Source organism: Microcoleus sp. MON1_C1 (assembly GCF_036701945.1).
Lineage (GTDB): Bacteria > Cyanobacteriota > Cyanobacteriia > Cyanobacteriales > Microcoleaceae > Microcoleus.
Genome location: NZ_JAUBRO010000006.1, coordinates 39,185 through 59,894 on the forward strand (window position 1 = coordinate 39,185; position 20,710 = coordinate 59,894).

At 45.1% G+C, this 20,710-nt stretch carries 18 protein-coding genes and 30 tRNA genes; 4 read left to right on the forward strand and 44 right to left on the reverse strand.

Translation table 11 applies throughout. The annotated features are described in order from the left end of the window. Positions 1–37: 37 nt before the first annotated feature. Positions 38–865 carry a hypothetical protein gene (locus QUA62_RS04810; RefSeq protein ID WP_333402721.1) on the reverse strand — a complete coding sequence of 276 codons (828 nt, stop codon included), beginning with the start codon at positions 863–865 and terminating at the stop codon, positions 38–40. A gap of 152 nt (positions 866–1,017) precedes the next feature. Between QUA62_RS04810 and QUA62_RS04815 the strand changes: the two genes are divergently transcribed. Next, entirely contained in the window at positions 1,018–1,410 is a 393-nt protein-coding gene (locus tag QUA62_RS04815) for a DUF4189 domain-containing protein (protein ID WP_333218336.1), read from the forward strand. Between the two features lie 143 nt (positions 1,411–1,553). Here the strand turns inward: QUA62_RS04815 and QUA62_RS04820 are convergent, their stop codons facing one another. Continuing rightward, entirely contained in the window at positions 1,554–1,895 is a 342-nt protein-coding gene (locus QUA62_RS04820; protein ID WP_190657022.1) for a hypothetical protein, read from the reverse strand. Positions 1,896–2,320: 425 nt separating this feature from the next. Here QUA62_RS04820 and QUA62_RS04825 point away from each other — a divergent pair, with 425 nt between their 5' ends. Next, complete coding sequence (locus QUA62_RS04825) at positions 2,321–2,575, forward strand: DUF433 domain-containing protein (protein ID WP_190657021.1); 255 nt, start codon at positions 2,321–2,323, stop codon at positions 2,573–2,575. Positions 2,576–2,648: 73 nt separating this feature from the next. On the opposite strand, the gene QUA62_RS04830 is transcribed toward QUA62_RS04825, so the two are convergent. From QUA62_RS04830 to QUA62_RS05030, 41 genes are all read right to left on the reverse strand, one after another. Continuing rightward, positions 2,649–3,836: a hypothetical protein gene (locus QUA62_RS04830; protein ID WP_333402723.1), complete on the reverse strand. Its 1,188-nt coding sequence runs from the start codon at positions 3,834–3,836 to the stop codon at positions 2,649–2,651. 63 nt (positions 3,837–3,899) lie between these two features. After that, positions 3,900–5,339: a hypothetical protein gene (locus QUA62_RS04835; protein ID WP_333402725.1), complete on the reverse strand. Its 1,440-nt coding sequence runs from the start codon at positions 5,337–5,339 to the stop codon at positions 3,900–3,902. A 166-nt stretch (positions 5,340–5,505) separates the two neighbouring features. Further along, on the reverse strand, positions 5,506–5,988 hold the full coding sequence (locus tag QUA62_RS04840) for a hypothetical protein (RefSeq protein WP_333402727.1): 483 nt from the start codon (positions 5,986–5,988) through the stop codon (positions 5,506–5,508). Between the two features lie 309 nt (positions 5,989–6,297). Beyond that, positions 6,298–6,368, reverse strand: a tRNA-OTHER gene (locus QUA62_RS04845). Between the two features lie 215 nt (positions 6,369–6,583). Next, positions 6,584–6,784, reverse strand: a complete 201-nt coding sequence (locus tag QUA62_RS04850; RefSeq protein ID WP_333039015.1) for a hypothetical protein — start codon at positions 6,782–6,784, stop codon at positions 6,584–6,586. Positions 6,785–6,907: 123 nt separating this feature from the next. Then, positions 6,908–7,108: a radical SAM protein gene (locus QUA62_RS04855; RefSeq protein ID WP_333402729.1), complete on the reverse strand. Its 201-nt coding sequence runs from the start codon at positions 7,106–7,108 to the stop codon at positions 6,908–6,910. 305 nt (positions 7,109–7,413) lie between these two features. After that, positions 7,414–8,376, reverse strand: coding sequence for a GNAT family N-acetyltransferase (locus QUA62_RS04860; protein ID WP_333402731.1), 963 nt, complete (start codon positions 8,374–8,376; stop codon positions 7,414–7,416). A 189-nt stretch (positions 8,377–8,565) separates the two neighbouring features. Continuing rightward, positions 8,566–8,639, reverse strand: a tRNA-Lys gene (locus QUA62_RS04865). 136 nt (positions 8,640–8,775) lie between these two features. Further along, the gene (locus QUA62_RS04870; RefSeq protein ID WP_333402859.1) at positions 8,776–8,916 is read right to left on the reverse strand and encodes an ATP-grasp domain-containing protein; all 141 of its coding nucleotides are present in this window, start codon (positions 8,914–8,916) and stop codon (positions 8,776–8,778) included. A 57-nt stretch (positions 8,917–8,973) separates the two neighbouring features. After that, a complete protein-coding gene (tuf, locus tag QUA62_RS04875) occupies positions 8,974–10,203 on the reverse strand; it encodes an elongation factor Tu (protein WP_333402733.1) in 1,230 nt (409 codons plus the stop codon). Between the two features lie 242 nt (positions 10,204–10,445). Then, positions 10,446–10,517: transfer RNA gene (locus QUA62_RS04880), tRNA-Lys, on the reverse strand. A gap of 101 nt (positions 10,518–10,618) precedes the next feature. Further along, positions 10,619–11,191: a dihydrofolate reductase family protein gene (locus tag QUA62_RS04885; protein WP_333402734.1), complete on the reverse strand. Its 573-nt coding sequence runs from the start codon at positions 11,189–11,191 to the stop codon at positions 10,619–10,621. A gap of 28 nt (positions 11,192–11,219) precedes the next feature. After that, a complete protein-coding gene (locus QUA62_RS04890) occupies positions 11,220–11,600 on the reverse strand; it encodes a type II toxin-antitoxin system VapC family toxin (protein WP_333402736.1) in 381 nt (126 codons plus the stop codon). After that, entirely contained in the window at positions 11,597–11,815 is a 219-nt protein-coding gene (locus tag QUA62_RS04895) for a hypothetical protein (protein ID WP_333044881.1), read from the reverse strand. Before QUA62_RS04895 ends, QUA62_RS04890 begins: the two co-directional genes overlap by 4 nt. A 129-nt stretch (positions 11,816–11,944) precedes the next feature. Beyond that, positions 11,945–12,027 (reverse strand) — tRNA-Ser (locus QUA62_RS04900). A 4-nt stretch (positions 12,028–12,031) separates the two neighbouring features. Next, positions 12,032–12,105, reverse strand: a tRNA-His gene (locus tag QUA62_RS04905). A 6-nt stretch (positions 12,106–12,111) separates the two neighbouring features. Then, positions 12,112–12,184 (reverse strand) — tRNA-Ala (locus QUA62_RS04910). A gap of 54 nt (positions 12,185–12,238) precedes the next feature. Then, positions 12,239–12,315, reverse strand: a tRNA-Ala gene (locus QUA62_RS04915). A 7-nt stretch (positions 12,316–12,322) separates the two neighbouring features. Continuing rightward, positions 12,323–12,396, reverse strand: a tRNA-Arg gene (locus QUA62_RS04920). A 333-nt stretch (positions 12,397–12,729) separates the two neighbouring features. Next, a tRNA-Arg gene (locus QUA62_RS04925) sits at positions 12,730–12,802 on the reverse strand. A gap of 6 nt (positions 12,803–12,808) precedes the next feature. Further along, positions 12,809–12,879 (reverse strand) — tRNA-Val (locus QUA62_RS04930). A gap of 258 nt (positions 12,880–13,137) precedes the next feature. Beyond that, positions 13,138–13,208 (reverse strand) — tRNA-Gly (locus tag QUA62_RS04935). Between the two features lie 5 nt (positions 13,209–13,213). Next, positions 13,214–13,290 (reverse strand) — tRNA-Thr (locus QUA62_RS04940). Between the two features lie 6 nt (positions 13,291–13,296). After that, positions 13,297–13,368 (reverse strand) — tRNA-Thr (locus QUA62_RS04945). 95 nt (positions 13,369–13,463) lie between these two features. Continuing rightward, positions 13,464–13,537 (reverse strand) — tRNA-Leu (locus QUA62_RS04950). A 131-nt stretch (positions 13,538–13,668) separates the two neighbouring features. Beyond that, positions 13,669–13,741, reverse strand: a tRNA-Pro gene (locus QUA62_RS04955). Between the two features lie 4 nt (positions 13,742–13,745). Continuing rightward, a tRNA-Leu gene (locus QUA62_RS04960) sits at positions 13,746–13,826 on the reverse strand. A 130-nt stretch (positions 13,827–13,956) separates the two neighbouring features. Then, positions 13,957–14,030 (reverse strand) — tRNA-Gln (locus tag QUA62_RS04965). Between the two features lie 5 nt (positions 14,031–14,035). Beyond that, positions 14,036–14,114: transfer RNA gene (locus QUA62_RS04970), tRNA-Gln, on the reverse strand. A gap of 10 nt (positions 14,115–14,124) precedes the next feature. Next, positions 14,125–14,199, reverse strand: a tRNA-Asn gene (locus QUA62_RS04975). Between the two features lie 6 nt (positions 14,200–14,205). After that, a tRNA-Phe gene (locus QUA62_RS04980) sits at positions 14,206–14,278 on the reverse strand. A gap of 4 nt (positions 14,279–14,282) precedes the next feature. Next, positions 14,283–14,369 (reverse strand) — tRNA-Ser (locus QUA62_RS04985). Positions 14,370–14,374: 5 nt separating this feature from the next. Continuing rightward, a tRNA-Tyr gene (locus tag QUA62_RS04990) sits at positions 14,375–14,448 on the reverse strand. Positions 14,449–14,482: 34 nt separating this feature from the next. Beyond that, positions 14,483–14,564, reverse strand: a tRNA-Tyr gene (locus QUA62_RS04995). Positions 14,565–14,577: 13 nt separating this feature from the next. Next, positions 14,578–14,652 (reverse strand) — tRNA-Lys (locus QUA62_RS05000). 5 nt (positions 14,653–14,657) lie between these two features. Next, positions 14,658–14,731: transfer RNA gene (locus QUA62_RS05005), tRNA-Glu, on the reverse strand. Positions 14,732–14,737: 6 nt separating this feature from the next. Next, positions 14,738–14,812 (reverse strand) — tRNA-Trp (locus tag QUA62_RS05010). A gap of 3 nt (positions 14,813–14,815) precedes the next feature. After that, positions 14,816–14,890: transfer RNA gene (locus QUA62_RS05015), tRNA-Met, on the reverse strand. Positions 14,891–14,992: 102 nt separating this feature from the next. Next, positions 14,993–15,066 (reverse strand) — tRNA-Cys (locus QUA62_RS05020). Further along, positions 15,067–15,141 (reverse strand) — tRNA-Glu (locus QUA62_RS05025). It abuts the tRNA gene before it with no gap. A 4-nt stretch (positions 15,142–15,145) separates the two neighbouring features. After that, positions 15,146–15,219, reverse strand: a tRNA-Asp gene (locus QUA62_RS05030). A 423-nt stretch (positions 15,220–15,642) separates the two neighbouring features. Here QUA62_RS05030 and QUA62_RS05035 point away from each other — a divergent pair. Beyond that, positions 15,643–15,861, forward strand: a complete 219-nt coding sequence (locus tag QUA62_RS05035; RefSeq protein ID WP_333402738.1) for a glutathione S-transferase family protein — start codon at positions 15,643–15,645, stop codon at positions 15,859–15,861. A 122-nt stretch (positions 15,862–15,983) separates the two neighbouring features. Then, positions 15,984–16,808: a biotin--[acetyl-CoA-carboxylase] ligase gene (locus QUA62_RS05040; protein ID WP_333402740.1), complete on the forward strand. Its 825-nt coding sequence runs from the start codon at positions 15,984–15,986 to the stop codon at positions 16,806–16,808. Positions 16,809–17,076: 268 nt separating this feature from the next. Here QUA62_RS05040 and QUA62_RS05045 read toward each other — a convergent pair whose 3' ends face one another. After that, on the reverse strand, positions 17,077–20,688 hold the full coding sequence (locus QUA62_RS05045; RefSeq protein ID WP_333402742.1) for an OmpA family protein: 3,612 nt from the start codon (positions 20,686–20,688) through the stop codon (positions 17,077–17,079). Positions 20,689–20,710: the final 22 nt, after the last annotated feature.

Consider the following 20,710-nt stretch of genomic DNA (forward strand, 5'->3'; position numbering starts at 1 on the left):
CGATGCCCCATGCCCCATGCCCCATGCCCCATTCCCATTATCTATCTTCGACGACTCCAACCAATGAATGCAAGTCGAAGTCTTTGTCCAATCCGCTGAGACAAATCCCCGCACTCATAACTGTCAAGTCATTTTTGGCGATCGCAGAAGTGTGGTGTTCTCCCGTTCCGCTAGTCCATTCAACCAGCCAATAATTTTCGCGATCGCAAAAATCCCGCAATTCACCGCCGCCCATTTTTAGCGCCCCCTGCAAGCGCTGTTGGGCCCGGACTTTCGGATCGAAATCTTTAATATTTCTGGACACCAATTCGTAAACTGTTCGCATTTCCGGTGTCATCCCTTTAAAGCGAACATCTTGAGGCAAAATCAACTTTTTTATAGCTGCTTTTAACTTCTCAGACGGCAGCGGATCGGCGCGCCTGTCAATCTCTTCAAACCACAAACAATGACCGTCCCAGCGCGCAACAATCGGCTCAAAATGCGAACCTTCTGTTACTAAATGAACTGGTACGGGTTTTGCAACACCAGTGCGCTGTTTAGCATCAGATTCGTTAACAGGATAAGCCAGCCAAGTTTGCCCTTGCAGCACGCAAGCCAACTGCAAGCGAACGGGTACGAGCAGTTGCAAATACTCGGCCACTTGCGGCAAACTTGGTTCCTCAATCACCGCAGCAATTTTCTCATTGACTGGCCCAAAAATAGCCCATCCTTCAAAGTTGGGCGGCTGCGGTTGAAAAGTATAAACCATTGAGCTAACCCGTATCCGCACGCTTCCCCCCTGCACGCAAGGAGCCAGGAATTGAGTATCGAGCAGTTGCCGTTCTTGGGCCGCGAGTTGGCTGATTATTTTGCGAATATCTGCCACTGGATTGACCTCCGTAATCTTACTTTTTTTACCGATAGAACTTTTAATTTAAGCAAAAATAAAGCTTTGTAAACACTCTTGACACGAATCCTTACCCTAATATAATATTGAGCGATCATCCAATTTTAATCTTGTAGATCTCTCCAGTAAATATGCTGCAAAAGCTCTTTTCTAAGTTGGTTGTATTGACAGCTTTAACACTTCCGACTTTTGGATCAACCGAGGTAGCTAAAGCTCAGAACACCTATGGAGCTACTGCTTATTCTCCGACTTCTGACGCCACTGGTATTAGTTGGGATTATGCTACAGAGAAAGAAGCACTAAAGGCAGCAGTAGCTGTCTGCAATAAACAAAGCGAAGGTGCTAACGATTGCAAAGCGCTGACCTCTAATAGCAATAATTGTGGAGCGATCGCAGTAGGCAAAGGAGGAGCAGGTGCGGGCTGGGCCGGCGATAAAGCAGCAGCAGAAGCTCAAGCTCTCGCCGGTTGCAGCGAACTAGATGGCGGCAACTGTAAAGTGCAGCTTTCAGCTTGCAACAACTAATTAAAGGGATCAAAATCGGTGGAAGAGGTGTATATGTGGGCTGCTAAAGCAGCTTAAAAAATAGTAAATGTATGGTGTGCATTGCACACCATACCAAATACAAATCAGCTAAAATGAGGGTACGCAATGCACACCCTACGCAGTTAATCTCCTACTTCGGAAGTAACTGCATCGGGTGGCAGCAAACTTTCTAATCTATCTTTAGACCAATATTCAGTAGGGTAAGCAAGTGCAATAATATCAGAGAGTCGAATCAGCCACGTAACTTGCCCGTAAGCATCGAGATGTTCCGCCTGTTCGTTAGGGGGAACTATCACCAAAAGTTCCACAAACTCCCCGAACAAATTAGTCGGGATGCCGCCGAAACTACTATTATTTGTTTTAATCCAAACTTTACTGCCTCGATCGAGAGCTTCTTGGAGTCGCTGGCAGAGCAAACTGGATTTTTTGAGCTGGGATTTTTTGGCTTTCGACTTTTTTCCCATAGTTTTAAGAAGTTAAAGTAGTTGTATTGTGGGTTGCACAGTTCGTTGCACAGTTCGTTGCACAGTTCGTTGCACAGTTCGTTGAGATTTAGCGCGAGCGCAGTTTGGTATAGAAACGGACTGGAGCAAAAAGGTCTATCGCCCCGTCGCTACCCCATCACTCTAGTCTATAAGAAAGCGCTGTACTGCGATCGTAATAACAATTTAATCGCAAAATGGGGAAATGACACCAGCTCAAAAAAAATGCCACTGTCGCCAAACTCCAAACCCTGGTTGTCATCAGTGATTCGCAATCTAAAATCTAAAATCTAAATTGGTATTACCTGCCGTATCATGTTACACAATCAGTCAACGAGGTCGGTGTTTCTACTGTGCCCAAATGCAGTATAATCGGCGGAATCTTCCCAAATCGTTTAAGTAAAACAATGGACTGGCGAAAGCTCATTCATCCAAACTCGAAAGCTTCAACAAGTCAACCAGCAGCCCCAGAAACTCGATTGTCTGTAGAATTTTTGCTGGGGCTCTTTGCTGCGGGATGGACACAACAGCAGGTTTTAGAGAAATATCCTGCACTCACTGCAGAAAAGTTGCGCGCGGCTTTGGCTGGTGCGGATTCCCAGTTAGTGTCATCCATCGCTAATCCAGAATTACAAGCAATTATCGCTCAAACTAGAGAATAATTTACAATGCTAACACCTGAAGGATTGCGGGCTGTTTTTCGTTGGCTGCTGAATGTATCCGTATATAAAAGTTCTACTTGACGCGATAATTCCAGGTTTTGATAGCTAAATCTATAAACCATCCTAAATTAATCTCTGTCTCGTTTTTGTAAATTTCCCACCATTCCCTAGTAGTGCTATCAATAGGTGGAGTAATTCCTTTAAGGAGATACAAAAGTAAGAAAAAAGTATTATAACCTAGTGCAGCTTGCGTCAAGTACATATTAGGTTTACACCATTTTAACATTCCATGCCTAGTCATTCCTGAAAATGTATTAGGTTGAGGTTGCTCTTTTAAGTTGATAGTATCTTTGGTACAAACAACCCATTCTAAGGAAGAGTTGTGAGCAAAGGGGTTGCCTCCTTTTTCTAAAACAAATCCCAATCGAGCTACGGGTGTTTTGATATTTTTATGAACGCTAGTTGGCAACCAAAGAAATAACACGACTCCCTTAGTCGTGTTAGTTATTTCTGCCAGTTTTGTGTGGTTAACTCCATCGCCAGTTCCATACAATATTTTTCTGTAAGTGGTACTAACCATTTCTTTTACTTTTGGCTGAGACAAAAGCAAAGTTCGCAACTTCAGAAAATCTGTATGATAGTCTGGTGGGAGCCTACCTACAAAATTGCGAGTAAAAGCAGGTAAACTGCTACGATCTAAATTAGGAGAGATTTCTGGCAACCCAAATACAGGGTAAGAAATTTCATAAATTTGACTTAATAGTTGAAATTGACCTGAATTATGATGATTTTGTACAGCAAATTCCCAAAAACAAAAATCTTCTTCAAATTTTGAAGCTTCTTTGTCTGTGTAATTATCAGCGTGAAAACTCGGTGCGATCGCTATCATTTTAACGGGCAAGGAATAGTCAATTTTATCATCAAAGCATTTATTGGTGATAATAGCTTTACGATACCGAGTTAACTGCGAAACTAATCCTCGATCTTCTTCATTTTTCAACTCCATAATTATCGGCTGCTTTTCGGATTTGGTACAGCACAATAAATCGCATCGCTGCATTTTTACAGTATGCTGCCTTTTGATTTTAATTAGCGATGGAAATATTTCATCAAATTTCTCATCTATATAATCTTCCAAATCCATCTCGGATTGAAACCTGATTTCACCACCAATATAAATTAACTTGCGATTAGCAGTTTTTACCCTCTCATTCAACCTTTTACCTTGGGTTGATAGATGTTTTGCTTTGAGGTATGGCACAGTAGCTCTCCCATAAAGTGAGCATTGCCCGCCAGCTTAACTCACGAGCCATGCCCAATTATATCACTTGTCATCCCTCACAGGCAGCGACGTGTCGAGAATTTCCATCAACAATTCCAGTCGCGAAGGACGGCTCAACATCGGCACTAAATTCGGTAAGGAGTAATAATCACCCGCAAACGTAAAGGTTTCCACCGATACTTGTTTGTCCTTCAATTGCTTCTGGACATATTCGCACCAAGCACCAACTCGCACAATCACAACATCAGGAATTACCCCCAAACTGCGGCAGTAATTCTGATAAGCATCTGCAAAATAAGGTGCAGCGTTTTCGCCTTCATCTGTCACCATAATGAATTGTTCGACAACCTGCTTTTTAATTCGCATTGCTTCCACCGCGCAACCGCAACTTGTGCCGCCGCCAGCGCGAATGTGCTTGAAAGCGCCTTCCCAGTCAGTCAATTCGCTGCCGTTTGCTTGCACTGGATACGGTATCGTGTCAAAGGCATAAACGAACAGTGCAGCCTCGGAAATGCCGGAAATCAAAGCAGCGAGACGCTTGCCGACTTCGATCGCACTTTCCATCGAACCAGACTTGTCAATCAACAAACCGGTTGCTTTGGCAATCTTGCCGCGCTTCTTCACCTGTTCGTTTGTCACCGCTTCCAGCTTGGCCGCCGTTGCTGCGTCGAAGTTCGCGCCCGCGCCCGCAACACTCGCTTTGTAAGCAGAAACCCGATCGCACTTTGCGGCTTCATCCAGCTTCGAGTCAATCAACTGCTTGACTTCCGCGTGATCCATCGCGCCGCGCGACTGAATCGATTTCAAATTGTTGATGACTTCCTGCGGCGACATCGAGTTAATCAGCGCGGCCAAAACCGTTGGCGTTAGCTGTTTGATCGCACCAACTGCGATCGTATACGGAATCTTGTACTCAACAATCAAATTCGCCTGTTCCGCAGGTGTCGTCGCCTTCGCCAACTGCTTCAAAACGAATGCCAGAGAGTCTTCCGGCGGATTGTCTTTAAACAGAATAGCATTAGCGCGATCGCTCGGCTTGACGTGCAGCGTTGCGTACAAATGCTTCATCGCCTTGCGGTTGCGGATTGCGGCGCGATCGAAAAACTGCGGATTCTTTTCCCGCGATTTCAGATAGCGAGTGACAGCAGTGCGCGCGCTGCGGGGCACCTTATTCTGGTGCCGCTTCATAAAGTCCACAATCCGCGAAACCTCGTAGGGAGGGAACTCTTGCAGCATCATAAACCCGGCATCTCGGTGTTCCGTCAGCGCCGAAGTCAGCAAATTTCCGGCAAAAACTTCCTTGTGATCGCGCACGTCGCCGTGGCGTTGATACCACACTGCTAAATGACCGTAAAAAATGGGGTCTAATTCGATAATTAACTTGTGAATTTCTGCTACTTTTTCTAATACACGGTGAGGAGTGGTGAGCAGACTGTTGAGCATTTCCAAACGCAAATCGCGTTCTGCTGTATTCATATTCATTGGTGTTACCTAATATTTTGCACCTAGCGCCTTAGTCCGCCAGGGATTGAAATCCCTGGCTCAAAGCTTAAGTCCTCTTAAGAGGACTGAAATGCGTGTTTACAAATGTATTTTTTGTGATTAAAAACGAACCAAAACAAATATCTTTAGTCCTCTTTAGAGGACTTTAGCTATTAGACAGGGATTTCAATCCCTGGCGGACTATTTCGGATTCGAGGGACTTCAAATCGGGTTCAACCCAGCTATTTCTGGCTTCCCAGGACATCAGGCGATCGCGCGTGTAGTAGCGAAAGGGTAAAGTGCGATCGGCATATTTTGCAATCAAACCGTTAGCCAGATCTACGATCGACCGATTTTGGCTTTCATCGGCGAGATACCGACGAATAGTTCGCATCCAAAACAGCGTTAGCGTTTCGTGATACCCGCTGTTTTGTGTGATTTCAATTCCTTGAACCGAGTTGTAACGTTTAATGCCATTGCGAATCGCATTTATCGCTTCTTGCTCCGAGTCATAACACAGATACCACAGGGCAACGGTTAAATGTGCTTCGTGCGTCCATTGACTTCGCAAGAGGTTGCATTCTTGGAAGGCATGAATCAGACTATCTATCTCCTTGGGCGCTCGGTAAATTAGAGTTGTATTTTTCATAATTTAATTATCCTCACCACTTTTATATCTAATATTTATAAATATGAGATGTTCCGCACAAGTTAGCAAAGCGTTTTGACTGTCCGATCGCTCTACCCCTGAGCTACAGCCCCTTAAACGGGGCTGGCAGGATTTGAACCTGCGACAAATCGATTAAAATGTGTGTATTCGCTTCACTCGTTAGGGTGCGGAACAAAATTTTTCTAATCTCTAAACTAGAAAGTTTTGACTTGTGATTCTTCTAAATTGCTCAATTATTTTTGCCTTTTATAGCATTAAAAGTCCCTCCACGCAAGTTAAGAAAGCCGTTGGCACATACGCAGGAGTTGAACCCGCGACCTTTTCTTTAAAGAGAAATGCTCTACCAAGAGCTAGTATGTAAGCTTCCTTTGTTGGGGCGCGAAGTGGAACTTTTAAGCGCCTGAAAGATATAAAAAATTCAGCTATAAAAGGCAGCGCACAAGTCAGAGAAGCTTTTTTTCAGCCGAGGGGCCGGTAGGAATGGAACCTACAATTGGATTTTAAGTTGAACGTTTCCAGTTTGTAAGCTTCTTTTGTTGGGGTGCGCTGTCTAATACGTGCTTTCAGTGAATTTCTAGCCGTAAACGGCTTCTGGGCGGACAATTAAATCACCGCTGGGACGGCGATCGAGCACGTAAGACTCGAAGCGCTCGCCCTTGACATCAAAATGCTTTGCCAGACGTTCCTTAATAGCCTTGTCGCTCATTCCTGCCGCGATACCCAGTTGGTTTTCTGCCAAGTCATAGGAACGTCCTTCAAAACGAATGTGAACCATTACCGATACCTCCTAGAGCAATTTTGGATTTTGGATTGGTAGCTTATCTGCTCTCGAATTTGGCTTTTTGTGAGACTTAGCAAATTGCCAGTAGCGGTAAAGATTCACGAAATCTGATAACCTTTACTGAAAGAAGCGCCGTTCTAGGTGATAAGCTTGTTTGATTTTGCGGATTTCCTCAGCCTTTTTGGTTGCTTGAAATCTGGCCGAACTTGTCTGTTCTGAATCCGCCTGAAATTCATTGAAATTAGACTGATTTACTACAGCATCTGACTCTGGTCGAGTCAGTTTGTAACCGAACAGTCTCGTATAAAGTAACAACATGACCATCGAGTCTGTATTGCAAGACTTCCAAATTGATGTTCCTTGAAATTTTGATCGTTTATTCAGTTGTCAAGGTTCAGAATTTGCACGGAAAATACAGGTTTTTGCTTGTCCTGTGCTTTCCATACTTTTATACTACATATGTAATACAAAGTTGTCAAGGGGGTCGGAAAAGTTTTTTAGATAAAACTTACACGAGGGGCGAGAAACCGGGTTTTTTCACCAAAATATTTCGTTGCTATCCGCAGAGTCGGTAAAAAACCGGGTTTCTTTGGTCAAAGCGCGATCGCGAACTGTAACATCGATCAAACGTCCTTAACATAAGAAATGCTATCGCGAATATTGTGGAAGCCAGCAGACTCGTAAAGATGCAAGGCACCTGATGAATTTTCAGCATCCACGCCGAGAATAGCAGTAGCAACACCGGCAGCTTTCAGCCGATGCAAACCAGCCAGCAACATCGCTCGTCCCAATCCCATTTTGCGGAAGCCGCGCCTAGTGCCGAGACAAGCAATCCAGCCTTCATTGCGCCCGGTACGATCGCACTCTTGCACACTAATCTCGCAGGAACAAAAACTGACAAATGTGCCGTCATCAGCAACAGCAATCAAGTCTAAATCATTTCTGTAATCGGGTTTAGCTAACTCGTGCTTAAATTTATCCACCGTTAAATCGTGATGATTCCAGTGATCGATAAACGACTGGTTGAACATTTCTACCCAAGCTGCCGCATCCTGTTCGCCGGGGAACTGACGCAGCGCGAAACCTTCGGGGAATTGCGGTTCAGGTATTGGTTCAGATAGCGATAGCGCCATTCGGCAAAAATAGCGATCGACCTTAAAACCGCAACTAGCCAGGACAGAAATGCGATCGCAATCCTCAGCGCGCGCGTAGGTTCGCAACTTCACGCGCGCGCCGCGCATCGCAGACACCTCGCGCATCCGCACTTCACTCCAGGCGATCGCGGCTGCTTCCACATCGCCTCCGCGCGCCTCCGGGTGGACGCGAAACCACAGCCAACCGTCAATTACTTCCCCAGGCTCAGAAACGGACAACTGAGCAAAACCGATTAATTTTCCCTCCGCATCTTCCCAAAGGCGAATATCCCGGCCTTTGTTGAAAAACGGGGCGTTAAATTCTTGTTGCAGTTCCGATATGGAAGTACCTTCGTCGAGCCGATCGACTTCTTCGCAAGTATTGATTAAATGGGCGATCGCAGTTAAATCGCGATCGCCCGCATAGCAGCGCGCCGAGAGATTGGCCATCATAGCTAATCACCTGTTCCTGTTGTTATTCAGTTTAAAAATAGCTTGGGCGATCGCACTTTTATCGATCAACTCGCCCCAATGGTCGATCGGCGTTAAAAATCCGACAACGCAAACACCCCGAGGCATCGAACCGCTACAGCAGTTGACTGCACTCGTGAGTTTCGATAAATTTAGGTTCAGGATTTGGGATGGGAGTAGAAGGACTTGAACCTTCGACCTTGAGATTAAGAGTCACCTGCTCTAACCAACTGAGCTATACTCCCGCATCTAAGCTAGTATAACACAACCCTTCGGAAAACTCAACTATTTTTGTAAAAATTTGTGGCGATCGCCCTTACTCAAATATTTAATGTAAGTTCCATCGCCCTGATTCCACATTTGATTTAAGCGCGATCGACCTCAAGCACCTCCCCAGAGTTGTGCAAAACGTTCGGCCGACCATCCAACCAAATCTGATACTTGGCCATCTCCAATCTCGACAATTCGCTTGACTCCATCTTGGCGCTCTACTGCATCCACACAGAAAAATTTGCTGTGAATTAATCAGTAAGGTGGACCTTGGCCCACCCTACTGATTCTAATTGGTTCCGAAAGCGTCTACTTCAGAATTCGGGAGACGACACCGGCGCCGACAGTGCGATTACCTTCGCGGATGGCAAAACGCATATTTTGTTCGATCGCGATCGGCTGCAACAACTTCACAGTCATATTAACCCGATCGCCCGGAATTACCATGTTGATCGCGCTTCCGTCATCAGCCGTAAAAGATGCGATCGTACCTGTAACATCCGTTGTCCGCACGTAGAATTGAGGGCGATATCCCGCAAAGAAAGGAGTTCGGCGGCCGCCTTCTTTTTCCGACAGCACGTAAACCTCAGAATCGAATTCAGTGTGAGGTTGAATTGAACCGGGTTTAGCAACCACCATCCCCCGCTCAATTTCGTCTTTTTGGATGCCGCGAAGCAACAAACCGACATTATCTCCAGCCATTCCTTCATCCAGAATTTGCTGGAACATTTCAACGCCGATAACAGTTATCGTGCGAGTGTTTTGGATTCCCACCAATTCCACAGTATCGCCGACTTTGATTTTACCCCGCTCGATTTTGCCAGTTGCGACAGTTCCCCGACCTTTGATCGAGAACACATCTTCAACAGCCATCAGAAAAGGTTTGTCAATATCGCGATCGGGGGTAGAAATCCATTCATCTACCGCATCCATCAAATCGTAAATGCCATCAACCCACTCATCCTCGCCGCGCTGAATTTTCGGATTAGCAGTCATTTTTTCCAGGGCTTTCAGTGCCGAACCTGCGACAATTGGAATATCATCGCCCGGGAAACCGTAAGAACTGAGAAGTTCGCGAATTTCTAACTCGACTAACTCCAAAATTTCCGCATCGTCCACCATATCTTTCTTATTCAAAAAGACAACCAACTTCGGCACTCCCACTTGCCGCGCTAACAAGATATGTTCGCGAGTTTGAGGCATCGAACCATCTGCAGCCGACACGACGAGGATTGCACCATCCATTTGAGCGGCACCCACGATCATGTTTTTCACGTAATCAGCGTGACCCGGACAATCAACGTGAGCATAATGGCGATCGCCAGTTTCATACTCAACGTGAGCCGTATTAATCGTGATTCCCCGCTGTTTCTCTTCCGGTGCAGCATCGATTTCATCGTATTTTTTAGCCTTGGCCCGACCCTGTGCAGCCAGCGTCATTGTAATTGCCGCTGTTAGGGTTGTTTTGCCGTGGTCAACGTGACCGATCGTACCGACATTGACGTGGGGTTTGTTCCGTTCAAATTTGGTGCGGGACATTACATTTGATTCTCCTCTAAGAGTTGTTTTTGGTTCTTAATCATGAGTTTTGAGTCCTTAGCCTGTTATTAATGACTAAGGACTGATGACTAATGATTAAAAAGGAAAGTGGAGGAGTCGAACCTCTACAGCTTTCGCTGCACCCTGGTATTCCAAACCAGTTGCCCTCCACACAGCCGCACTTTCCAAGTTTTTGATTTTTAACCGCAGATAAACGCTGATTAAGGCAGATAGATTGAAAGTGGGTGGTATAGGAGTTGAACCTATCTGGTACCGGTTAAAAGCCGGGTGCATAACCGCTTTGCTAACCACCCTTAAAAATTCAGCGTTTGTGTAATTCCTAAAAAATTATTGTGTAGTAAACACTTCAGTCCTTTTTTGCCCCCAGCAATTGCAACGCCTAAAGTCCCGATTGCTAATGCTTCACTCGATAATGAAGTAACATGAAACCGTTGCTATAGATTTTGCGATCGGCAAGTTCCAAATTTGTCGTATCTAGTGCACGGGAAAAAAGAGGAATTCCAGATCCGATAACTAGCGGATTCAACTTCACAATTATCTCGTCAATCTCAGAAAAAAGAGTTGTCGCTAAAGCGCCACCACCGCACAGCCAGATGTCTTTACCCGTTTCTTTTTTCAATTCCTTAACCAATGCAACAGGATTGTCCGAAACAAGTTCAATATTCTGATCGGGACTGGCTTTCATAGTGCGCGAAAAAACATACTGCTTCAAGGTAGGATAAGGATTAGTTACACCAACATTTAGCCCTCCCTCATAGGTTTTCCGTCCCATCAAAACCGCATCAAACTGCTTGTTCTCTGCACGAATGCCTCGTGCTTCCTGAAAGTGAGCCGGAAAAGTTTCAGGAAAGGAATCGAACAAATCAGCGAAATGCTCTCCTTCCATAGGAAAACAATCAAATGAGCCATCTTCGCGAGCAATAAACCCGTCAACGGTGCAAGCAACGTAATATTTTAGTTTTCTCATATTTAACCTTTGTTTTGATAATTTGATATTACAACAATTTTACATCGTACTGTTTGAACCTATCGTCATGTGTAATGATAGTGTAATCTTCTGCTTGGGATTGAGAAATAATTAGGCGATCGAAAGGATCTTGATGGTAAAAAGGAAGATTTTGCAATTTATCGTAATGGAGGAACTTAGTTTCTAGAATTTGAAAGTCGTGGTCGATCAGAAAAATTTCTAACTCCGACACAGAAATAGACAAAGACAACTTACCGATGCTGATTTTGATAGTAAGCTCCCACAGACTCGCTTGGCTGATATAGATTTCATTGACAGGATTAGCAATCAGCGAGCGCACATACTCATCAAGCCGAGCGTTACCTTCAACAAACCAAATTAGAATGTGAGTGTCAATTAGATATTTCATGGCAACATATATTCTTCAAAACCAGGAGGTGTTTCATCAAAATCATCCGCAACGTAAGTAAAAATTCCTTGACCACAGCCAAATTGACGAGGTTTGAGAACAGCAGTCTTTTCGGGTGACTTTTCTTTCAGTTTTTGGATTTCGTTTAAAAGTTGAATATCCTTTAATAACAAAATCCACTGAATCAATTCTAATTTGAGAACTTGAATGCTCATGGCTTCTATGTTGAATAACTAGCAAATCTAGACTTATTATAAACCAATCCATCCACCGAGGAGGTACTGCCCCTCCTATCGCCGCGTTATCAGCACGGTGTCTCGCTTTTCGACTTCCGGTGGGTCAAAAGGAAGATGAAGGAATCTAACCCTTACAGTTACCTGTACCCCAGTTTTCAAGACTGGTTGCCAACCATTTAGCGGCATCTTCCAAGGGGTGTCTGACGGGAATTGAACCCGCTATTACTGGTTCCACAAACCAGCGCCGCTACCGCTTTGGCTTCAGACACCGCAAGTGGAGTCAAGGAGAATCGAACTCCTGGCCTCTTGCGTGCAAAGCAAGCGCTCTACCAATTGAGCTATGACCCCGCGTAAAAGATTCACCTGTGGAGTAAATCTAAAATCTAAAATCTAAAATTGGTGTGGTGGATTGCGATCGGATTTGAACCGATATCTTTCTAACAGCCAGTTAGATGCTTTACCAATTAAGCTACGAACCCCAGACAGCAGGATCGGTAGGACTTGAACCCACAACATTCGAGGTAGAAGCTCGACACTCTATCCAGTTGAGTTACGCTCCCATGTTTTTTGTTAATGTGCGATTCCCTACGGGATAGCTGCGCTTCACGCACTTTGACGTGCAAGTTATCAGAGCATTGCGTTTTCTCAGTTACTAGAGGGACTCCGCCGATGAGTTATTACACACTCTTTAAAGGATGGCTACCTTTAAGCCAACCTGCCGGGTTCATGGCACTCCTCGTTCTCAAACGCCCGCTGATTTTGACAGCGTTACCTTTCCTCTCGTACTAAAGTATGTAGGCTCCAAAGATTGGGGCACGCAAAGGGCGATCGATCTTAATATAAAAAATTATCCATTCAATGGAATCAACCTCCTTAAATTAAAGCAAAAACAACGAGAGTGGCAGGACTCGAACCCACAACATCCGCGTCCGAAGCGCGGCGCTCTATCCATTGAGCTACACTCCCATAAATTGGTAGTCCTGACAGGAGATTACCCCGCGTCTGCTTGTAAGGCAAACGCTCTACCATCGAAGCTCAGGACTACAAAAGCGGATGATGGGACTTGAACCCATGCGCTGAGAATGGCATACTCAGATGCTAGCCGCTACATGACATCCGCAAACCGATTTAAAATTTGAGATTTTGGATTTAACTGAGATGTTGCACCAGTGTCAATAAGCTTTTTATGAACAGGCAAGATGCCTGTTCCACAAGAAAATCTACTCTTTGTGGAACAGGCATCTTGCCTGTTCTGGAGAATGGTGCAAAATGTGAGATTTAACAAACTTCTTGTTTCGCCAAGCGGATAACGAGGCTCGAACTCGTGCCTAGAGTTTGGAAGACTCGAATGCTACCGTTACACCATATCCGCAATTGTGGGGCTGGTGATAGGAATTGAACCTACAACCGACTGATTACAAATCAGTTGCTCTGCCTAATTGAGCTACACCAGCACGCCAAGCAGATGGTGAGATTTGAACTGGCCAGAAAGCTTTACAAAAGCCTCATGTTGCCAATTACATCACACCTGCATTTTTGGTGGCGGGGGCAGGAGTTGAACCTGCTATTAAGAGGCTTATGAGACCTCCAAGCCTACCCAGGCTACTTCACCCGCGATGTCACCAAATACCCCTGACTGGCATCGAACCAGCACTAACTAGATCCTAAATCTAGCGCCTCTACCGATTGGGCTACAGGGGCAAAACCGATTTGAGATTTGAGATTTGAGATTTGAGATTGAATAAAACCTCATACCCCTGACAGGCCTCGAACCTGCAAAAAACACTCGTTTTGAGCGAGTGATGTTTTCCAATTACATCACAGGAGTAAAGTCGGGATGGTTGGATTTGAACCAACGACTCCATGCTCCCAAAGCATGGCTTCTGGCCGCTGAATTACATCCCGTTCATGCTCCTAGTGAGACTCGAACTCACACTCAAAATAAAACAGATTTTAAGTCTGCCGCGTCTGCCAATTCCGCCACAGGAGCAAGTAAAAATTTAGTTGAAAATTTGGTACTCGGGAGTGAGATTTGAACTCACACAACACAATTTTTGAAATTGCGGCCTCTGCCAATTGGGCTACAGGAGTGTAATTGATCTGCTTTGGTAATAGCAGAACTGGGAAGGCAGGGATCGAACCTGCATTTTTCCGCTTTCAAAGAGCGGTGCCATACCGATTAGGCGACTTCCCAATTATTGGGTGCCGGGGTAGCCTTTGAACCTACAGAAACTCCTATTTCAGAGATAGGCGACTTTACCAATTTGTCTACCCGGCAATTTAAAAAATGGCTGCCCCAGTAGGACTCGAACCTACAACCTAGCGGTTAACAACCGCTTGCTCTACCATTGAGCTATAAGGCAACGCAATCCCCCAAGTCAGTATCGAACTGACGACCTCTTATTCTTCAGACAAGCGCTCTACCAACTGAGCTATCGGGGGAAAACGGAGAAGGAGGGATTTGAACCCTCGACGGCTGTTAAACCGCTCTTTCTTAGCAGGAAAGCGCCTTAAGCCTCTCGGCCACCTCTCCGAGCGCGAGAACGGAGGGATTTGAACCCTCAATCTTCAGTTTTATTAACTGAGATGTTATCCGGCTACACCACGTTCTCACAATTGCAACTGCGGATTAAATGCAGTTACAAATGGGTCGGGCTGGAATTGAACCAGCAACGCTTTAAGCTACTGTTTTACAGACAGCTACCCACGCCAATAGGAGGGCCGACCCAAGATAGAAATTTTGGTAGGTCGTCGAGGAATTGAACCTCGATCCATCCGCTTAAAAGGCGGCTGCAAAACCATTCTGCCAACGACCCACGAGAAGTGCTGACGGGAGTTGAACCCGCAATCACTTGGGTGAAAACCAAGCGGCTTAAACCATTTGCCTACAGCACTATAAATTGGCACAGGAACTGAGATTTGAACTCAGAATGCTGGTTTTGGAGACCAGAGTGTTGCCAGTTACACCATCCCTGCTTGTGGTCGCAGCGGCCGGAATTGAACCCGCATTGACCAAGGTATGAACTTGGCGCTTTACCATTAAGCTACGCTGCAAGGTCACTTTCGCTTCGTTCCTTTTCAAAGTTAAAAAAATCAATTAAAAGACTGTTAGTTTAATCTTTTAATTTCTATTTTTTAATTTCTGATTAGGAACAGAGGTTAGGGCGGGATTTGAACCCGCGAAATTCGGTTTTGCAGACCGACGCCTTCAACCACTCGGCCACCTAACCTGGGAGTCCCGACGAGGTTTGCACTCGCAATCTTCTCCTTGAGGGGGAGACGGCTTGACTTTTGCCTACGGGACTTTGACGGGAGTAACGAGACTTGAACTCGCAACCTTTCGCTCGACAGGCGACTGCTCTGACCGGTTGAGCTATACCCCCGCGAAAATGAACAATATTCTGTCCTTAAATTACTGAAGTTGGGACGGGTGGCGGTTGATTCCGCGTACTACAACCCGATCGGGCTATTGTTGCCGGAGTCTACACCGCCAATGTCCACAATTATGTGACATGATTAACTTCCTATTCAGTTTTCAAGGTTCATATTGCTCGTGGGGTAAGGCTTTGAAGCTCTTTCCCCTTCGCCATACTTTTATACTACATTACGTATTACAAGACTGTCAAGGGGGTAATACAACTTTTTTTTTAAAGTTGCTGCGAAGCGGGAAAAGTGAGGCGCTGCTTTTTGCTAAACCCCTTATAAATCAAATATTTGGCTGCTGCAATGGTAGTGTCGCGTTAGTTGAATCCGATGCTGAAATTGTACTACACTCGAATTTCTCTAAATTCTCGCCGTCGCGCGAGGTGGCACTTCAGGAAAAGCAGATTGCGTTTGAGCCGATCGCACTTAACCTCGACGCCGACCACTTTGCACCGGATTTTCTGGCAATTAACGCGTTCCACCGCATATCGGTTTTAGTGGATGAAGACTTGACTGTGGTGGAGTCGCTGGCAATTCTCGATGATCGGGAGGCGAAATATCCCACGCCTGCACTGTCAATCCCCGCTGAGACATATTTATAGAAAACTTCGATCGCAACGGCAAGAATTAACACTGACGAAAATGCCGATAGCCCAAACTCGCACAAAAGATTAATCGCCCTGCGATAATCAGCTTTTAGATATCCAATACTACAAATCAAACCTTGTCTGAATTGCCCTTAACTCCCGTGCCCGCATTGCCAGAAGCCGATCGCCCAAACCTCCCTCACTGGCTACACTCCTTAGATACCTGTCCGAGTACCAACAGTTGGGCGATCGCCCGCGCCGCCCAACTCCACCACGGAGATGCAGTATTTACCAAGCGACAAACCAGCGGGCGCGGCCAACACGGGCGCACCTGGCACGCCCCAACCGGTGTCTTGACAGCCAGTTTTGTACTCGACAACCTCAACCCCAATCTATTGCCGGGACTCAGTTTAGCAGCGGGTTTAGCCGTGATTTACGCGATCGAAGATTTGGTTCCCGACTGTCGCGATATGCTGCGCCTGAAATGGCCAAACGATGTCTGGATCGATCGCCACAAATTAGCGGGAATTCTCTGCGAAGCTACTTCCGGCAATGTTGTTGGTAAAACTCGCGCCGTTGTGGGAATTGGACTCAACCGCTGCGTAGATTTCGCGGCTGCGGGATTGGATGAAATGGCGATCGGCAATGCGGTAAGCTTGCATTCTATTGCTAGTACAGTACCAGATGAACTGTGTTTGCTCGATCGACTGCGGCACTATTTACTCGAACTAGCCGATATGTTTTCCACCACAGACAAGCCAGCCTCCAAGTCCGGTTTAGCGCTACTTTTGCCGGAATTGCGCCGCCGCGATGCGTTGATTGGCCACCCGGTGGCGATCGAACTTGCGTCGGAAACCATCTGCGGAGAAGCCGCCGGCATTGATGGAAGCGGCCGCTTGTTAGTATGCTTGGCGGGCGATCGAATACAACCCTTTACCTCTGGGCGAGTTCGATTAATTTAAGAGGAAGAAGGAAGAAGGAAGAAGGAAGAAGGAAGAAGGAAGAAGGAAGAAGGAAGAAAGGAAATGCAGTCATAGCAATATTTTCAGCGATAAAAAATGTTCTAACCTTCTTGCCAGTTACTATAAATTAAGAGAAAAAAGTCATTAGTTATTAGGGAAAATTCCCAATTAACAATGCCCGATGCCCGATGCCCGATTCCCTATCCCCAATTCCCAATTCCCGATGCCCGATTCCCAATTCCCAATTCCCAATTCCCAATTCCCAATTTTAATTTACCACCTCAAATACTACCAATCTGCTCAGCCACAGCGGTTGATTTGCCTCCACACCTTCGGGACGACCCTTAGTAGAAGCAACTTGTATTCTGTTGCCATTTATCCCTTGTCTAACCAAAATACCTTTCACATTTGTCGCCCTTTCCAGTGCCAACTTTTGATTTTCTACCGGAGTGCTTTTAAAATCGCTGTAGCCAACTATCCTTAAATTCTTCGTGCTATTTTTCTCCATATATTCCTTGACTTTACTAAGCTTTTGTGCTACATCTTTCGCCTCCAAACTTGCCGAACCTGCACCGAAATACACGCGAACTGGCATTATTATCTTTGGCGGCGGTGGAGTTCCTATTATCACTGTATTTGTTACGGACTTCACCCCCGGAATTTTCTCAAAAGCTTGAGTTATTTTCTGAGCATCTGGCACTTTGCTTACGCTGCCTGCAACGGCGACTTTTCCCTCTGCATAGCGAGCTGAGATATTAATGCTTTCTACTTTATTCAAAAGAGCTGCCGTCCGCTTGACATCGGCTTCGACTAAAACCGGATCGGGAGGTACTTCAACGGCTATAATTTTATTTTCAATTCTTGATTGTGGAGCCACTTGCTGAGCGATTTTTTCCGCTTTCAATCGCAGATTTTGATTCGGCACTCGTCCCGAAATCTGCAATAATTTATCTTTAACATCTGCCGCGATACGATAAACCGATAACTCTGGAGCAGATTGTAATGCTAAATTCGTATCTGCTTCTAAGCTCGCTTCAACTGCGCTGCGGTATTGATGAATTCCCCAAGGTACCCCAATTAAACCTAACGCTGCCAAACCGATAATTGGTAAAATGGGAAGTTTAGAAGATTTAACTTTTACCTCTGTATCGATTAATTTTTGCAATTTCGAGTTTACTTCTGGTGGTACAGTTGCTGGATCGCCGTTAAATGACCGAATTTGATCTCCGTATTCTTGAACAATATTGTTGAATATCGCTCGCATTTTGTACTTAAACCACTGGCGGGTTTCTCCTTGCATCACTACTGCCAGATAACACGAACCCGCTACTTCCAATACGATCGTAAATGGGCCGTATTCTATAGCATCAATCTCTGCAATATTTCCCGACTGAGATATGCAATCGTTGACAAAAGCCCGAATAGCAGTCAGCATCCCCGCTACCATGTCTGATTCTAGCTGTTCGCGTTCAGACTTCTGCACTGCTGAAATTACTAATCCCGATTCTGTTTGAATTAAAAATACAGCTTTAACACTCAGTGGTGTTGTTTCTTTCATCAGCAATTCTGCTTCAGAAATGCCCTGTAATTTGGATTTAATTTTGCGACTAATTCTCTCGGGACTTAAAGATGCTTCGAGTTTTTCATTAATTTCCCGCATCATCTCGGCGATGTATTTTAAAATCGTGCTGCCGATGATCGGATAAAGTGCATCCGACATTGCTTCTCGCTTGAGATGAATTTGCTGTTTGATAGCGGCGGCCATTTCCGGCGCGAGCGCCATTGCAATTTCATCGGGCGATTCACTGATTCTGTGGCTGATTCCTACAGGAAGAGCAGGCGATATGGCTACTCCCATCGATTGCCTGTTTTCTCGGGTTTTGGTATTAATTACTTCATCAATTATCGGAGCTATGGTTTCGGCAAATGATTTTCTCGACTCATTAATGGTTTGGATCATCATTTCGGGAAACATGATTTTAATTCGGGCAAGTAATTCTTCCCGATTGCCTCCCCATTCCGCATCAGTAATTTTGCGATCGAGTTCCCCTACTTTATCGTTGAGTCTGTAATTATAACTTACAACTTCATCTAACAATGGTAAAATAGACTCTATGACCGACTTTTGCAGTTGGGCGTGATGGCTAACCATCAGCTCGTCAATTAAAGGTTTCAGTAAATCGGTAAACAAGTCTGTCGATTCATAAATCCGGTGTTCGATCGCCACAATCTGTTGTTCGATCTTCCCGAGTCTTTGATCGATCCTTTTATTCTGAATGATGGCATCGACAGCGGGGCCGATCGCAGATTCTATCTCTAGCTTTGCTTCCCCGATGTTTCGAGACAGCATTTCTACAATCACTGGCATTATTCTTGCCATCAAGCCTTCTATCTCGGCTAAAACTTGCTGCTGAACTTCGACAATCTTACTTTCATTATTTAATATTTGTGCTGCAATACCGCTGTTTTGAAGAGCTGTGTTGACACCAGGCGCGATCGCCTCTCTCACCTCTAACTTTGTCTCCTCGATTTTCCGGTTCAGCGACTCAATCATTAACGGCATTAACCTTGCCATTATATCTTCCGGCTGAGATTTTTGCTGTCGCTGAAGATTATTTAGTCTACTTTCTACGTCGCTCAATTTTCCTTGAACTTCTCTTTGAAGAATTGCTGATTCTATCAAAGGTTCAATCGTCGCTGCTACTTGTAATTTTGATTCATCGATTTTCTGATTCAGCAAATCAGCTATTGCGGGCATTAGCATCGCCAGTATCTCTTCTGGCTTCTGAATAGGCGACTGTTGTGTAGCCAGTCGGCGTTCGATGATGCTCAATACTTTTTCTTCTATTTCTACCCAAGCTATTCTTACCTGTACTGAGGGGGTAACAGCTTCTACAATCTCTGATTTTAATTCACTAATTTTGCGGTTTAGCAATTCGCTAACTACTGGTACTAGCTGCTTGATTATATCTTCAGGTTGCTGCTGGTAACGCTGCTGAATATTCGCAACTCTATCTTCAATTCTTACTACCTGTTCTTCAAGTCCGTTTTGATTGTGAATTACTTGATTGACTTTTGGTGCGATCGCCGAAGCTACCTCTAACTTAGACTCCTCTACCTTACGCTTGAGCAGCTCGCCCACCACCAACATCAGCCGTTGCATTAACTGTTCTGAATTCGGCAGTTGCTGCTGGTTGAAGCTAGCAATTTTATTTTCCAAATCCGCTATTTTTGTCTGCAATTCGAGCCTATTAATTTGATCGCTGCTAGCGAGTTCGACCGCCTTTTTTAATTCCGACTTCAACCCCTCTAATTCATCTCTCATTAACTCGGGAATTAACGGCTTCAGTAAAGTCATCAACTCTTGGGGTTCAGACATCAACTTCTCACAATTTTCTAACCTTTGTTCCACGCTCAAAACATTACTGTAAAATTCCGGTAAATCCCTTTCAAACAGCAGTTGCTGCAACCGCTTAAACTCCTCCACTGCTTGTTCTAATTCTTCCTCCGACGGCGGATTTTTTTTTGCTCCCTTCGCCGCTATAGATAAATCGGGTTCCTGATTACTTTTTTCTCGTCTTTGAGAGGGGATCTCTTCATCGTTAGTTAATACTTCCGGTACAATACTCGGTGATTCGATCAGGAAAGACAATTGTTTGCGCCGATTTTCCTCATCCTCTAATCGCTGCACAGATTTTTCCGCAAGCGGTAATTTCAGCTCGCTTGGCTCTTTTTTGGATTTCTTCAATAACTGAAATTCAGTCAGTATGGTTAGCAATTCCTGAAGTTGCTCTCCAGCTTTAGAACTTGCCTGAGTTGCATCAGAAACCTCTTTTTCTGACTGATACATTTTGCCTGAATTATCATTAGATGCTGCCATACTGCCCTACCCAAACGTAATT

Excerpts from the sequence above, each read along its gene's own strand:
- QUA62_RS04815 (WP_333218336.1), top strand. The coding sequence starts at position 1,018 with ATGCTGCAAAAGCTCTTTTCTAAGTTGGTTGTATTGACAGCTTTAACA.
- QUA62_RS04820 (WP_190657022.1), bottom strand. The coding sequence starts at position 1,895 with ATGGGAAAAAAGTCGAAAGCCAAAAAATCCCAGCTCAAAAAATCCAGT.
- QUA62_RS04825 (WP_190657021.1), top strand. The coding sequence starts at position 2,321 with ATGGACTGGCGAAAGCTCATTCATCCAAACTCGAAAGCTTCAACAAGT.
- QUA62_RS04835 (WP_333402725.1), bottom strand. The coding sequence starts at position 5,339 with ATGAATATGAATACAGCAGAACGCGATTTGCGTTTGGAAATGCTCAAC.
- QUA62_RS04840 (WP_333402727.1), bottom strand. The coding sequence starts at position 5,988 with ATGAAAAATACAACTCTAATTTACCGAGCGCCCAAGGAGATAGATAGT.
- QUA62_RS04850 (WP_333039015.1), bottom strand. The coding sequence starts at position 6,784 with ATGGTTCACATTCGTTTTGAAGGACGTTCCTATGACTTGGCAGAAAAC.
- QUA62_RS04855 (WP_333402729.1), bottom strand. The coding sequence starts at position 7,108 with ATGTTGTTACTTTATACGAGACTGTTCGGTTACAAACTGACTCGACCA.
- QUA62_RS04860 (WP_333402731.1), bottom strand. The coding sequence starts at position 8,376 with ATGATGGCCAATCTCTCGGCGCGCTGCTATGCGGGCGATCGCGATTTA.
- tuf (WP_333402733.1), bottom strand. The coding sequence starts at position 10,203 with ATGTCCCGCACCAAATTTGAACGGAACAAACCCCACGTCAATGTCGGT.
- QUA62_RS04885 (WP_333402734.1), bottom strand. The coding sequence starts at position 11,191 with ATGAGAAAACTAAAATATTACGTTGCTTGCACCGTTGACGGGTTTATT.
- QUA62_RS04890 (WP_333402736.1), bottom strand. The coding sequence starts at position 11,600 with ATGAAATATCTAATTGACACTCACATTCTAATTTGGTTTGTTGAAGGT.
- QUA62_RS04895 (WP_333044881.1), bottom strand. The coding sequence starts at position 11,815 with ATGAGCATTCAAGTTCTCAAATTAGAATTGATTCAGTGGATTTTGTTA.
- QUA62_RS05045 (WP_333402742.1), bottom strand. The coding sequence starts at position 20,688 with ATGGCAGCATCTAATGATAATTCAGGCAAAATGTATCAGTCAGAAAAA.